Below are 13570 nucleotides of genomic sequence, written 5' to 3'. Positions count from 1 at the left end.
CTCGTACAACGAGCTCGCCTGGGAGGATGCAATGAACAAGACGATCGCCACGATCGCGGCGGCGGCTGCCGTCATCACGTTAGGCACAGCGCGCGCCGCACCGCTGCCCGAAGCCAATGCCGACGATGTCGGCTTCTCGAAGCAGGGCCTTGCCCGGCTCGACAGCTTCTTTGCCCGCGAGATCGCCGCCAAGCGCGTGCCCGGCGCCGTCGTTGCGGTGGCGCGGGATGGCAAGCTCGTGCACTACAAGGCCTATGGCATGCTCGATCCCGACAAGGGCACGCCGATGCCGGTCGACGCGATCTTCGCGCTGGCCTCGATGACCAAGCCGATGGCGGCGGTCGCCGGCCTGACGCTGATGGAGCAGGGACGGTTGCCGCTGCAGGCGAAGCTGTCCGATTACTATCCCGGCTTTGCCGACATGAAGGTCGGCGCAACCGGGGCCGACGGCTCGCTGAAGCTCGAGCCGCAGGCCTCGCCGATCTTCATCCACGATCTCTACCGGCACACGTCCGGATTGATGTATGGCGGCCGGCCGGACTCATCGAGCCCGGTGGCGCGGCTCTATCCGGACGGCGTCGCGCCGGCGATCGAAGGTGACACCCAGGCCTTCATCGAGCGCATGACAAAGCTGCCGCTGGCGCATCAGCCCTCCACCGAATTCGAGTACGGCTTTTCCATCGACGTGCTCGGCGCCGTTGTCGAGAAGGTGAGCGAGCAGCAGCTCGGCGAGTATCTCGCCGCCAATGTCTGGCAGCCGCTCGGCATGAAGGACGCGACCTTCCACCCCTCAGACGCGCAGCGCCCTCGCCTTGCCCGCCCGTTCGCCAACGATCCGCTGACCGGCAAGCCGCAGGCCATCAAGCTGCTGGACACGCCAACCAAGTTCGATTGCGGCGGCGCCTGCTCGTTTGCGACGATGGGCGACTACATTCGCTTCGGGCAGATGCTGCTCAACGGCGGTGAGCTCGACGGCCAGCGCATCCTCTCTCCGAAGACCGTGCACCACATGACGACCAATCACCTCGGTCCCGAGATCAAGAACAATGTGGCGAACATCGAGCCGCATCGCGCCGGCTTCGGCTTTGGCCTCGCGGTCGCGGTCCGAACCGGCGAAGGGCTGTCGTCGGTCCCCGGCAATCCCGGCGAGTTCACCTGGAACGGCGCCTACGGGACGCAGTTCTTCTGCGATCCCAAGGAACGCCTCGTCGTGGTGGTGGGAACGGCCGCGCCCGGCGAGCTCAGGAAATACTATCGCGAGCAGGTGCAGGACATCGTCTATGGCGCGATGGTGAAGTGAGACCGCGCTGAAAGAGAAAGGGCGGCCACTCGGGCCGCCCTCCAAAATCCGGCATCAGCTCAGGACGCCGTATTTCTTGAACCAGGCCTCCGCCTGCTTCCAGGCATCCTCTGCCGCATCCTTGCGGTAGCTGCCGCGATAATCGGCATGGAAGCCGTGCGGCGCTTCGGGATAGATCTTGAATTCGGCCGTCTTCTTGTTCTCCGCGAGCGCCGCTTTCATCTGCTCGACCTGGGCGACGGGAATGCCGGTATCGGCACCGCCATAGAGGCCGAGTACCGGCGCCTTCATTTCGGGGGCCAGCTGCATCGGGCTCTTCGGCCACAGCGGATTGGCCGGGTCGACCACCGTGCCGTAGAAGGCGACGCCGGCCTTGAGCGCGCCGCTATGGGCAGCGTATTCCCAGACGGTGCGCCCACCACGGCAGAAGCCGATGATACCGAGTTTGGCGGTGTCACCGCCCTGCGCTGCGGCCCATGCCACCACCGCATCGAGGTCGGAGAGCAGCTCGGCGTCCGGCTTGGAATTGACGATCGGCAGCAAGTCCTTGATCTCGGTAATCTTGGTGAGGTCGGTGCCCTTGCGGAAGTAGTAGTCGGGCGCGATGGCGAAAGCGCCGAGCTTGGCGAGGCGCCGTGTTACGTCCTTGATGTATTCGTGCAGGCCGAAGATCTCCATTGCCACGATGATCACCGGCGCCTTGGTGTTGCCGGCGGGGCGGGCGAAATAGGCAGGCATCTCCTCCGCGCCGACCTTGATCTTGGTCTCTCCGGCCTGGAGGCCGCTGGTGTCGGTCGCGATCACCTCGGCACGGACCGGCCCGGCCGCGAGCGTATATCCAGCGGCGACGGCCGCGGTGGCGCTCATGAATCCGCGGCGCGAGACCGGGGCGACTTTTGTCAGCCCGACGACGTCGGATGTCATGGTGGTTTCAAAGCTCATCGGTCTATCCCTTCCTGCTGCCTATCATGGTACCCCCCTGGGGCGACGCATTCGCCAATAGTTGCCGCGGAAACGCAAGTCACCAGCCTGCGAGGACGCGGCGGTCGGCCTCATCCCTTCGTCGGCGTGGACGCTGGCTTCTGATCGTGTGCGGGATTTAACCGCATAGCGGCGCTGCGGCGCAACATCCATTAACTGACAATTGTGGTTCTGCGGCAGCAACTGCGCGGTCGGAAGTTGCAGACGATCCGCCTGTTCGCGCAATTCGAAACGCTCCGCCGCAACAAATGGGCTGCGCAGTGGCTGCAACGACACATCATGTTGCCCGCATGTTGCGCGCTATCGGAATCCGGCACGCGAACCGCGGTCATTTGACTGTAATTTTCAGAAGAGTTGAGCCGTGCGATTTACTCGAACTTTCTTTGTGACGCTCTAGTTCCACGGCCGGAAGTTCCATCTCCGGAAACGGAAGAGGCATCTTCCCACCCGTGCTCCGCCGTCCGGCCAAGGACGAAGGATCGCCCGGGAGCTTCATTGTCGTCCACCAGATTGCGCTACCCAAGGCTCAATTGAATAAAACTTTATCCGACCTGGAATTGAAATGAATTTGCCCCGCGAATCGATTGAACTGTTGGAGCAGGTCGCGCGAATCCTTTGGTTCGAAGGCAGCAAGCACGGCTTGCGCGACCGTGAGTGGATGGCGCTGCGCTTCCTCTCCCGCGCCAACCGCTTCTCCCGCACGCCTTCGGCGCTCGCGAGTTACGTCGGCACCACGCGCGGCACCGCCTCGTTCATCATCGGCGAGCTTGAGCGTCTCGGCCATATCGAGCGAAAGCGCTCGGCCAAGGACAAGCGGTCGGTGATGTTGAGCGTCACGCAGCAGGGCAAGAAGTTCCTCGCGCGCGACCCCGTCAACGTTCTGGTCGAAGCCATAGCCGTGCTCGACGACGAGGCCAAGATCCGCTTCCGCGACGCGCTCCGCCACGTGCTGGATCAGTCGGACGCCGCCGAGCAGCGGCACCATACCGACGTCTGCAAGCGTTGCATCTTCCTCCGCGAGGACCGCACCACCGCGGACGGCAAGACGACGGTCGAGTTCAGCTGCCGCCTGTTCCGCGCGCCGATCGCGGAACCGGAGGTCGACCTGCTATGCACCAGCTTCGAGCATCACCGCCAATAGAAGGCGTCGTCGATCAGGGCGTTGCCTTGCGTGACGAATAGATGACGCCGCCGCTGGACTCCACCACCAGGCGCCCGTTCTCGCTCCTGATCTCCTCGATGCGGCCAAGGCCGGGCACCTGCTGTCCCAGCACGGCCTCGATGACGCCGTTCGGGCTTTGCAGGATCGCGATCCCCTCATAGGCTTGGCGCACCGACCAGCCCTTGACCACTTTTCGCGGCGCTGGCGGAGCCACCGAACCCGTGATCTCGGGCGGTGCGAGCGAAGCCATCATCGGCGCAGCCTGTGACGGCTGCGATTGCACCACCGCCGGCGCCGGAGCCTGGGTCTGCGCGAGGGCGAGCTTGTCGAGCTTGGCGGTCGAGGACGAGCTCACCCGCTCGATACGATCCAGATTCTCTCCGAACCTGCCGAAGCGATCATTGGTCGCCTTGCTCGATTGATCGACCGCGGTGCGCAGGCCATCGAGATTTTCGGACACGCCCGCCACCTGCTTGCGCAGCTGCGCGACCGTCTCGCGCAGATTCCTGATCTCGGTATTGGCCGCGACATTGTTCTGGGCGGGCTGCGTGGTGAGATAGGCGATCACACCGGTGCAGGCGCAGACCACCAGGATGGCAGCGACCGCCAATGTCGCGAGCGGCGCGACCCATGTCGGACGAGGCGGCGGCGGCTTGGCCACGATCACGGCCGGCTTGATCACGACCGGCGCAGGCTTGGGTATCGCCATCTTGTCGAGACGCGCCTTGGCGCGAATCCGCTTCAACCCCTCGAGCGCTTCCTTCGCCAGCGTTTCGTCGTTCGTCGCTGCCGACATGCGCTTTGCACTTGCTGCGGGCTTGGCCGCTTGCGGCGCGCTTGTATTACGTACTTCCGGAGCCGGCTTCGTTGCCGCAGAAACATCGGCGGTCGCGCCGGGACGAGCTTGTCCATCGGACAACATGTGAGAATGCTCCGTTCGCTTCGATCTATCGAACTACGAATTTATTCGTCGAAGCTTGCCCGAAACGTGCGCATCAAAAATTTTTCAGCGCGAACGATGCGACGTCGCATGAGTCAAACGCGCCACGCACGTGGCAAGAGTGCGACTCGAAAGACACACCCTCGCCAAGATTTCGCCAAGCTGGAGTCGCCTTGCCGTACATGAGTCGAATTGTCGCATGTGGACATCCGGTGGAAAGAGTCAATCCGGGGTTGAAAACCCCTCCCTGTGCATGACCGGCAGCACCACCCAAAATCGCTGTGATTATACGGAGATGCGGAACCATAGAACCGTCACGGCGCAAAACTAGTTCGGAATCCATATCAACTGATGCGATTGAATATATTAAGAAACAACTCGAAACAAACCAACAGCATCAAACACACATAGCAATCGCTTTGTTGCGCGCGCTTGATCGGAAATCGGCAATTGTTACGGTCCTACTCAAGTGATTCTCGCCAGTTGGCGAGGAGATCGGCAAAGTTCAGTAGCGTTCGGACGCGATAAGCAACTTGGCGCAACTGTTCTAGGTCGCTGTCTCAATCCGCTCCGCGAGGTGATCCGTAAGACACCCGCCGAGCCTCACGCAGTAAGCGTTCAGTATCGAGTCGAAGTAACAGGCCCGCGGAAAACGCAGGCACTGAATGCGTAGGGCTGCCCGCGAATATCGAAACCATAACAACGGTTCGCGGGATGGGAAATATCGTCAAACAGCATGGTCGCTGAGCCGGTGCATCACAACAACCAGCCGGCCGCGACAAGTGCGAAACAGGGGCGAAAGACTGATGTATATTATCGTTGATGATCGCGAGAGCGTCGCGAACAGCTACGTTGGAGGGCTCGTTCGCGAAGGCGTATCGTCGATCGGCTTCTCCTCCGGAGAATTCTGGGACTGGCTGCAATCTGCGAGTGAATCCGACCTGGCAGCGGTCGACGCCTTCCTCCTCGGGGATTGCGATGCCCGCGGAAGCCTGCCGCGGGCGATGCGCAAGCGCTCCGCGGCACCTATCATCGCCATGAGCGGCCAGAAGATGCTCAAGAACACGCTGGAGCTGTTCGAATCGGGCGTCGACGACGTCGTGCACGTGCCGATTCACCTGCGCGAGATCCTCGCCCGAACGGCCGCAATCGCGCGCCGCCGGGTAGGCGAACTGCCGAGGCCCTGCGAGACCAGGATCCAGGTCTTCTTCAACGGGCGTGACCCCGAGATCGCCGGACACGCCCTCACCCTGCCCCGCCGCGAACTGCGCATTCTCGAATATATGGTCAGCAACCACGGCAAGTGGATCACCAAGACGCAGATCTTCAACGCGGTCTACGGCATCTTCGAATCGACCTTCGACGAGAGCGTGATCGAGAGCCACGTCAGCAAGCTGCGCAAGAAGCTCCGCGACCGCCTCGGCTTCGACGCGATCGTGGCCCGGCGCTACGTCGGATACCGCCTCAACATCCCTGCCGGCGAGACCATCGACGTGCCGATGCAGGAACTCGACGAGGTCGGCATCCTCCTCAACAGGGCGCACACTGCCCCGGCGGCGGCATACCCCGCCGGAAACTGACGCGGCACGACGCTGCGGCGAAACCGACAACGGCCTCTGCGGAGCATCTTCCGCAGAGGCCGTTGCACTTTGAGAAGCCGAGACAGCAGAATACGAGCCCGGCCGCGCGGCCGGGGCCCTGGCGCAGCACGGTGCGGCGCGATGAGGATCGCGCTTCAGCCTTTCATTCGGGCATGATCATTCCGGAACGCCGTATCACCCGTGTCCGGGCGATGCCTTACGGCTTCGACTGGAATTCTTCCTTGGAGACGTAGTTGAAGTCCTCGACCAGAACGTCCTGGACGACGTCGGCCTGCATCCGCTCGTTGACGCGCTGCTTGATGCCAGTGGTGAGGATGGAGAGGTCGTAACGGGCGAGCTTCCTGAAATCGAGGCGGTCGTCGGCATAGATCCTGCGGAAGGCCTCGTCGACGACGAACGGCTCCGGCGGGACGTTGAGCTGGTGCATGGTCCGCGCCTCCACGGTGTAGACGAAGCGCGCGACGATGTAGCCCTGCACACTGCCATTCTCGACCATAGGCACGCTCAGCGCCCTCGTCTTCTGGTATTGAAGCCCGTCGAGATACGCGTCCTTGGCCGGCAGCAGGCTGCCGTTTTCCTTCCAATAGGCCACGGCATAGCTCGTGCCTGCCGTGAGGATGCAGACCCAGAGTCCGGCCAGCACGAGTCTGATCATTTTCCGTCCTGCGCTGCGCGACCGGTATAGGTGCCGTCCGACTCGGCGTCCTTGATCGCCTTGACGATGATGGAGGCGACCTCACGCACGGCGTCGTAATGCATCTCGAGCAGGGAACGGTTGCGCTCGAGCTTCTCGCGCAAGCGCTGGATTTCCCCTGTGACCTCGACCTCGGCGCCGAGGTGCATCCGCGCCCGCATCAGGCGGACGAATTCAAGCATGCTCCGGCTCTTCCGGGCGCTGAAGTCATCGAAATCGATCTTATTGCCCGTCGCAAGCGCGGCCGTCTCCTCCTCGACGATGTTCCCGAGCCGGCGGATCGCCGCCAGCAGGCCGCTCACCTCATCCGATTTCGCCGCCTCGGTGGCTTCGATCACCGCCTCGCCGCCGACATTCGGCAGCAGCACCGGCAACAGCGCATCACCCGATGCGGCGTCCATCGGCATCATCTCCGTGTCCGCGACCGGCTGCTCCATCACCAGGGCCGCCGTGCTTTCTTGTGCCTGCATTGGAAATTCACCCCTCAACTTCTGTCACCCATTCCCGGATCATGATCCGGCCTTCCCCGTAACGTCCGGGCCCGCCGGATGCGCGGCAGCGAGCTGCTTGGCAATGCCAATGCCCTTGCCCTTGGCCAGCTGAGCACCGAGTTGCTCCGCCAGCATCGACTTCCAGACGCCGCCGGCCGTCCCCTTGCCGAAGACCTCCTCGGACTCCTTCGGCAACATCGTCTCGACGAAGGTCTGCAGGATGAAAGCCTCGAACTTCCGGTAGACCTCGCCGGAGGCCGGCGCCTTGATCACCTGCACCGGCGGCCCATTCACGGCAGTCGACTGCGTCTCCGCAACCTTCGCCGCGGATTGATCGGCAGCCTTGGCCTTGCCGACTTCCGCGTCCATCGTGGCGGCGAAATCGGCGTCCGATGATTTCAGCGCATCGAGCTTCGCGGTCGCCGCGCGCTGTGTCACAGGGTCGGCGGCATCGAGGACGTCGAGAACGAGGTCGGGCGTCGCTGTCACGATCATGTCTTATTCCGACTGGCTGGCCGTGGCGTCCAGGCGCGCACGGTAAGGCTTGTTCCCGTCATTTCCTCGAGCGAACGCTTTTCGGCGTCGCGAAGCTTGTCCGCGAGCGCCGCCTTGGCGACTTCCTCGAGCTGTTTCACACGGCGGGTCTCCGAACGGACCTGGTCGAGCTGCCGCGTAGCCTGCTCCTTCACGGTCCGCGCGCCGACGCTCGTCCTGTTGAGACGCCGCGCGATCGACTGGCTCGAGGATCCCGCCGGCGGCTTGCCCTCGTTCAGCGCGCCGACCAGCCATTCTTGCTCGTCCTGCAAGCTTTGCTCCTGCTGCCGCAAATGCGCGAGCTGCCATTCGGCCAGCCGGAGCTGAAGCTTTACCAGCGAGACCATCCGACCGAGCTTGTCCGCGCGCGACTTCATGACCGTTCATTCCGCCAGCCACGACGAGACGCCGAGCATGAATTGCGTCAAGAGCTCGTCGCTGGTGAGATAGAGCAGCAGGAAGCCGCCGGACAGCACGAACGGCACCGAGATAAAGTAGACGGGAATCGCCGGCGTCAGCTTGTTGATCAGGCCGACCGCCAGATTGACGATGACGGAATAAACGATGAAGGGGCTGGTGATCCGCAGCGTCAGCACGAACGCTTCCGAGAGGCGGCCGAGGAGCTGGTCGAGCGCCATGCCGCCGCCGAGCCTGTCGCCGGGATGCCAGACGTCGTAGGAGTTCATCAGCCCGCGCAGCACCTGCCAGTGCTGGTCGGTGATGAAGAACAGCGTCGTGACCGACGCCATGATCAGCGGCACCAGGGCGGGCGCCGGATCGGTGTCGCCGACCGGCGTGCCCGGGATGTTGCTGAGCCCGATCGCACTCGCCATCACGGTTGCCATGGTCTGGAGCGCCAGGAAGAACACGCGCCCGCCGAGACCGATGACGCTGCCGACCAGGATCTCGGAGCCGATCAGCAGTGCCAGCGTCAGCGGCGCCGCATTCTCCGTCAGAGGTTTCAGGACCGCGATCAGGATCGGCGTCAGTGCAAACGTCGTGACGAGTGCGATGAACAGCCGGATCTGGGCCGGGACGTTGACGCTGGAATAGCCGGGCACGAACATCAGGCAGGCGCCAATACGGCAAAACACGATGAACGTGACCAGTACGCTGTCGGCGAGGCTGCTGATCACGATATGGCTCCAAGGGCCCTGATCTCGGCGCTCCGCGCGACTTCGACATGCGACAGGATCGGCAGTGTCGGGAACACCCGCTCCAGGATCATCCGGACATAGGGACGGGCTTCGGGGGTCACCGCCAGCACCACGCTGGTGCCGTTCTCGGTGAACTTGCGGATTGCGGCGCTGGCTTCCGTCGCGAACTGCTCGATCAGGCGCGGATCGGCGTCGAACTCGACGACGTCGCCCTTGGCGTCGCGTTTCAGGCTCTGGTGGAATGCGAGATCCCAGCGATTGCCGAGGCGGACCACGTTGAGCACGCCGTTGTCGGAGAGATCGCCGCAGATCTGCTGGGCAAGGCGCGTGCGCACATGCTCTGCGACCTGTTCGGAGCGCCGCACATGGGGCGCGATCTCGGCGATCGCCTCGAGGATCAGATGCAGGTTGCGGAGCGAGACGCGCTCGGCCAGCAGGATCTTCAGGATCGCCAGCAGGCCGGAATAGGAGATCTGCGATGGGCAAAGATCCTCGACCAGGCGCTTGTATTCAGGATCGAGCCGGTCGAGCAGCCCGCGCATGTCCTTGTACGACAACAGCTGGGCGAGGTTCGCCCGGATCACTTCGCTCAAATGCGTGAGCAGAACCGACAGATTGTCGACCGGCTTGCACCCCTGCCGCTTGACCTCGTCGGTGAAGGCCTCGGTCACCCAGAGCGCCTTCATGCCGAAGGCGGGTTCGATCACCTCTTCGCCCGGCACGTCGGGCTTGCCATCCTTGTCGACCAGCACCAGCACCTCGCCGAGCCTCAGCTCGCCATGGGCAACGCGGGTATCGTGGATCCGGATCTGGTATCCTTTCGGATCGATCGACAGATTGTCGGTGAGCTTGATCTCGGGAATGACGAAGCCGTATTGCTTGGCGAACTTCTTGCGGATCTTGGCCACGCGGTGGCCAAGCTCGGTGCGCGAGCCCAGCATATGGACCGAGAGGTGACCGCCGAGCGACAGCTCGATCTCCGCCGTCTTGAGCGATTCCTTGACGGATTCCTTGGCGTCGGCCTGGGCGCGCTCGTCGGCCTTGCGCGCATGCTCCTTCTTTTCCCGTGCCGCCTGCCGCCGCGGCAGCGAGTAGCCGACAAAGGCCATGACGCCGCCGAGCAGCACGAAGGGTGCCATCGGCAGCCCAGGCATCAAGGCGAGCACGAACATCATCAACGACGCCGCCGACACCGCGCGCGGGTAGCCACCGAGCTGCCGCAGCACGGCCTGCTCCGCCGAACCCCTGGTGCCGCCCTTGGAGACCAGGAGGCCCGCCGACAGCGACACGATCAGTGCCGGCATCTGGGTGACCAGACCGTCGCCGACGGAGAGTTTTGTGTAGACGTCGGCGGCGCGCGACAGCGTCAGACCGTGATGGGTAACGCCGATGATGATGCCGCCGAAGATGTTGATCGCGGTGATGATCAGGCCGGCGATGGCATCGCCGCGGACGAATTTCGACGCACCGTCCATCGCGCCGAAGAAGGAGCTCTCCTCTTCGAGTTCGCGGCGCCGACGCTGAGCTTCCTTGTCGTCGATCAGGCCCGCGGACAGGTCCGCGTCGATCGCCATCTGCTTGCCCGGAATGGCGTCCAGCGTGAAACGTGCGCCGACTTCGGCGATACGCGTCGCACCCTTGGTGATCACGACGAAATTCACCGTGACCAGAATCGCGAAGATGATCAGGCCGATGACGAAGTCGCCGCCCATGACGAACTTCGAGAAGCCGGCAACGACGTGGCCCGCGGCGGTTTCACCCTCCCCGCCGCGCGACAGGATCAGGCGTGTCGTCGCGACGTTGAGAGCCAGCCGCAGGATCGTCGCGATCAGCAGCACGGTCGGGAAGGCGGAGAAATCGAGCGGCCGCTGGATCCACAGCGCGACCATCAGGATCAGCGCCGACAGCGCGATCGAGAAGGCGAGGCCGAGATCGATCAGGATCGGCGGTATCGGCAGGAACAGGATCGTGAGCATGGCCACGATACCGCCCGCGAAAAAGGCGTCCGCCCCGAATCGGCGCGGGGTTGGCAGGCTAGCAGCTAACGTATCGGCCATGGGTCACCGGCAGAGGGTCCGCCCCGTAATCTGCCGTGCAAAGCTTACGCGAGGGTGGTGGCCGATGTCCGCGCGGGTCAGAAGCCGCGCTCGATATGCGAATAGACCATCTCGGTGAAGGTGGAGAGATGGGCACCGATGAACGAGCCGGAGACGGCGACGACCACGAGAATGACGATGATCTTCGGAACGAAGGTCAGCGTCACCTCCTGGACCTGGGTCAGCGCCTGCATCAGTGCGATGAGGGTGCCGACCAGCATTGCAGCACCGACGGCCGGCCCGCAGGCCACGATGATCGTCCAGATCGCCGCCTGGACGATGTCGAGTGCGTCCCGCTCATTCATGACTGGCTGATCGTGAGACCGGGTCCGACGGCGACTTTCGTGCCGTCCTCGAGGGTCGCGATGGAACCATCGCTGTTGATGGAGATCGACGCGACCTTGCCGCTGAAGGTCGCTCCGGTGGAGTCGGTGAAGCTCACGGTTTTCCCGATCAATCCGTCGGCCTGCGACAGCGATTGCGAGGACAGCAGCGAATCCAGCTTGTTGTTGGTCTGCATCGCCTGCTCGACCGACGAGAGCTGGGCAAACTGGCTCATGTATTGCGACGTGTCCATCGGGTTGGTTGGATCCTGGTTCTTCATCTCGGCGATGAGAAGCTGGAGAAACGTGTTGTAGTCGACGCCGCTGCTCGACGTGGACGAGGTCGAGCTGGTCGAACTGGACAAGTTGCTGGTGCTATCGGTCGCGCTGGTGACGTTCATTTTTACCTCTCCGCTGTCAGGCAGCCTCGAATGGGGAATCGATCGTGGCGCCGGCCAGAATGGCCTGCTCCACCGGGAACAGCGCCCGAATTCGCTTGAGCGCCTCGAAGTAACGAGTCGTCTCGACCAGCTCGCCCACCGCGGCAAGCCCCTCCAGCATCTCGCGGCTTTCGCACACCGCGACCAGCGCCGCGTGGTGCTGCGCGTAGAGCGCCAGGGCATCCCGGATGTCGGTCGGGTTCATCAGCATCAGCTGGACGATGAAATAGAGCTGCCGCAGCGCCGTGGTGGCGTCGGCGGCCTGCATGACCTGCCCTTCGAGCAGGAACATCACGTCGTTGACGAGTTCGAGCGAGACCTTGCGGTCCACGCGCAGCACCGCGCCGTTGATGTAGACCCGCTCGCCCGCGCGCAAGGAGATTTTCATCAGAGAGCGTCTCGGATCATGCGATTGATTTCGATCAGCTGCACCACGTCGTTCGACTTCTCTTCGCGAAGGCGATCGGCTTCCTTGACCACCCACAGGCCGATCGAGATGATGTCGGCGCGCAGCTTCTCGGGAAGCCCGTTTTCCGGATGCGCGAGATCCTCGATGAAGATCGTCCACAGCCTCCGCACATAGAGCAGGCTCTGGACCTGATCCTCGAAGCTGAAGCGTCCCTTCTGGAGCCGCTCGAGCCGATCGATGCCGAGGCTGAGCGCCTGCCGCTCGCGGCCCCTCGCCTCATAGCCACTATCATCGACGACCGCTTCATAGGCTTCAAACGTCATCAGGACCACTCTGCGCAGAAAAATCGAAGGACAAGACGAAGGTTACGGGTCTTACAAAGGAGCCTTGGCTCAGAGATAGTTGATGAGGCTGATTTTCTGGAGCTGCGACGTAAGCGCGAGCGCGGTCTGGATCTGGGTCTGCAAGGTGTTGACACGCACCGCCGCTTCCGACGGATCGACCTTCTCCATACCAACGATCTGATTGTTCAGAATGTCCTGCTGCGCCTTGAGCTTGTCGGTTGCGGAGGTGATCCGCTGCTGGACCGTGCCGACGTTGCCGCCGAGCGTAGCAAGGTCAGTGATGGCGTTGCCGACGAGGCCGATGGCCTTGTCCACGACGACCTGGAACGTCGACTGGTCCAGGTTCGCGTTCCCGAGATCGGCCATCATGGTGTAGGCCTCGGCGAGCTTGCGGAAGGCGGGGTTGTTGGCGCTGACGGACGTATCGGCGACCTCGGTCGTGGAGATACGGCTTTGCATGACCTGGTCGGTGGCCGACGACCAATTGGTGTTCCAGGCCGGGCTCGCGAACTCGGCATCGAAGGTGGTGTCGAGGAAGGTCTTCATCTGGGCCGGGGTAATGGTGCTCACGCTGGCCGAGGATTGCGAGAAGCCGAAGGTCGCAAGGAAATCGGAGTCGACCTGGTTCTTGCTGGCCGAGCCGGCGGTGTAAGCCGTGACCGGCGTGTTCTGGGTGTTGACGCCCGAGAAAAGATACGAGCCGTTATAGGAGACGTTCAGCGCGCCGATCAGATCCTGCAGGTTGGAGGACGCAGGCGGCAGGATGATCCGCCCGCCGCCGTCGGTGCTACGTGCGGCGATCAGGTCCTTGAGGAAGTCCGTTGCGGTCGTGCCGAGCTGGGTGATCCGGCTCTGCGTTATGTCCAGGCGTCCCGAGACCAGCCCGTTGGTATCGACGAGCTGATCGGCGAAGCTCAGGTCCGCCCGCAGGGTGAGGTCGCTTCCCGTCGTGGCACCAAGCTCGAGGCCGACGTCGTAGAAGCGACCGGTGGTGGCCTCCGTCGATGCCTTGCTCAGCGCAGCCTGGTTGTTCGTGATCGAAGACCTCAACGACGAAGACAGCATCAAGGTCGAGATGTAGTTCGCGCTCATCATGGC

At 63.2% G+C, this 13570-nt stretch carries 16 protein-coding genes; 3 read left to right on the top strand and 13 right to left on the bottom strand.

What is annotated here, in order from left to right:
• Nucleotides 1-31 precede the first annotated feature (31 nt).
• Entirely contained in the window at nucleotides 32-1300 is a 1269-nt protein-coding gene (locus AC1RR3_RS36845; RefSeq protein ID WP_492829941.1) for a serine hydrolase domain-containing protein, read from the top strand.
• A gap of 54 nt (nucleotides 1301-1354) precedes the next feature.
• Here AC1RR3_RS36845 and AC1RR3_RS36840 read toward each other — a convergent pair whose 3' ends face one another.
• Nucleotides 1355-2242 (bottom strand): dienelactone hydrolase family protein, encoded by an 888-nt coding sequence (locus AC1RR3_RS36840; protein ID WP_492829939.1) that lies wholly within the window; start codon nucleotides 2240-2242, stop codon nucleotides 1355-1357.
• A 601-nt stretch (nucleotides 2243-2843) separates the two neighbouring features.
• On the opposite strand from AC1RR3_RS36840, the gene AC1RR3_RS36835 reads away from it, so the two are divergent.
• Nucleotides 2844-3422 carry a MarR family winged helix-turn-helix transcriptional regulator gene (locus AC1RR3_RS36835; protein WP_492829938.1) on the top strand — a complete coding sequence of 193 codons (579 nt, stop codon included), beginning with the start codon at nucleotides 2844-2846 and terminating at the stop codon, nucleotides 3420-3422.
• A 13-nt stretch (nucleotides 3423-3435) separates the two neighbouring features.
• On the opposite strand, the gene AC1RR3_RS36830 is transcribed toward AC1RR3_RS36835, so the two are convergent.
• The gene (locus tag AC1RR3_RS36830; protein WP_492829936.1) at nucleotides 3436-4365 is read right to left on the bottom strand and encodes a hypothetical protein; all 930 of its coding nucleotides are present in this window, start codon (nucleotides 4363-4365) and stop codon (nucleotides 3436-3438) included.
• Nucleotides 4366-5189: 824 nt separating this feature from the next.
• Between AC1RR3_RS36830 and AC1RR3_RS36825 the strand changes: the two genes are divergently transcribed.
• On the top strand, nucleotides 5190-5963 hold the full coding sequence (locus tag AC1RR3_RS36825) for a response regulator transcription factor (protein WP_492830015.1): 774 nt from the start codon (nucleotides 5190-5192) through the stop codon (nucleotides 5961-5963).
• Between the two features lie 217 nt (nucleotides 5964-6180).
• Here AC1RR3_RS36825 and AC1RR3_RS36820 read toward each other — a convergent pair whose 3' ends face one another.
• The 11 genes from AC1RR3_RS36820 to AC1RR3_RS36770 all read right to left on the bottom strand — a co-directional run bounded on the left by AC1RR3_RS36820 (nucleotide 6181) and on the right by AC1RR3_RS36770 (nucleotide 13567).
• On the bottom strand, nucleotides 6181-6639 hold the full coding sequence (locus AC1RR3_RS36820) for a hypothetical protein (protein ID WP_492829934.1): 459 nt from the start codon (nucleotides 6637-6639) through the stop codon (nucleotides 6181-6183).
• Nucleotides 6636-7148 (bottom strand): flagellar biosynthesis protein FlgN, encoded by a 513-nt coding sequence (locus AC1RR3_RS36815; RefSeq protein WP_492829933.1) that lies wholly within the window; start codon nucleotides 7146-7148, stop codon nucleotides 6636-6638. The genes AC1RR3_RS36820 and AC1RR3_RS36815 overlap by 4 nt, the downstream gene beginning before the upstream one ends.
• A gap of 39 nt (nucleotides 7149-7187) precedes the next feature.
• Nucleotides 7188-7664 (bottom strand): rod-binding protein, encoded by a 477-nt coding sequence (locus AC1RR3_RS36810; protein WP_492829931.1) that lies wholly within the window; start codon nucleotides 7662-7664, stop codon nucleotides 7188-7190.
• Nucleotides 7661-8080, bottom strand: a complete 420-nt coding sequence (locus tag AC1RR3_RS36805) for a hypothetical protein (protein ID WP_492829929.1) — start codon at nucleotides 8078-8080, stop codon at nucleotides 7661-7663. Before AC1RR3_RS36805 ends, AC1RR3_RS36810 begins: the two co-directional genes overlap by 4 nt.
• Nucleotides 8081-8086: 6 nt before the next feature.
• Entirely contained in the window at nucleotides 8087-8839 is a 753-nt protein-coding gene (gene fliR / locus AC1RR3_RS36800; RefSeq protein ID WP_492829927.1) for a flagellar biosynthesis protein FliR, read from the bottom strand.
• Nucleotides 8836-10917: a flagellar biosynthesis protein FlhA gene (gene flhA, locus AC1RR3_RS36795; protein WP_492829925.1), complete on the bottom strand. Its 2082-nt coding sequence runs from the start codon at nucleotides 10915-10917 to the stop codon at nucleotides 8836-8838. Before flhA ends, fliR begins: the two co-directional genes overlap by 4 nt.
• A gap of 77 nt (nucleotides 10918-10994) precedes the next feature.
• The gene (gene fliQ, locus AC1RR3_RS36790; protein WP_492829924.1) at nucleotides 10995-11261 is read right to left on the bottom strand and encodes a flagellar biosynthesis protein FliQ; all 267 of its coding nucleotides are present in this window, start codon (nucleotides 11259-11261) and stop codon (nucleotides 10995-10997) included.
• Entirely contained in the window at nucleotides 11258-11680 is a 423-nt protein-coding gene (gene flgD / locus AC1RR3_RS36785; protein WP_492829922.1) for a flagellar hook assembly protein FlgD, read from the bottom strand. Before flgD ends, fliQ begins: the two co-directional genes overlap by 4 nt.
• Before the next feature lie 16 nt (nucleotides 11681-11696).
• On the bottom strand, nucleotides 11697-12107 hold the full coding sequence (gene flbT, locus AC1RR3_RS36780) for a flagellar biosynthesis repressor FlbT (protein WP_492829920.1): 411 nt from the start codon (nucleotides 12105-12107) through the stop codon (nucleotides 11697-11699).
• Nucleotides 12107-12451 carry a flagellar biosynthesis regulator FlaF gene (gene flaF, locus AC1RR3_RS36775; protein ID WP_492829919.1) on the bottom strand — a complete coding sequence of 115 codons (345 nt, stop codon included), beginning with the start codon at nucleotides 12449-12451 and terminating at the stop codon, nucleotides 12107-12109. The genes flbT and flaF overlap by 1 nt, the downstream gene beginning before the upstream one ends.
• Nucleotides 12452-12520: 69 nt before the next feature.
• Nucleotides 12521-13567: a flagellar hook-associated family protein gene (locus tag AC1RR3_RS36770; RefSeq protein WP_492829917.1), complete on the bottom strand. Its 1047-nt coding sequence runs from the start codon at nucleotides 13565-13567 to the stop codon at nucleotides 12521-12523.
• Between the last annotated feature and the right edge of the window lie 3 nt (nucleotides 13568-13570).

Source organism: Bradyrhizobium sp. GW821-FHT13H05 (genome assembly GCF_058804065.1).
The sequence above is the reverse complement of the archived record's forward strand: the minus strand, read 5'-3'. Positions and strand labels throughout refer to the sequence as shown.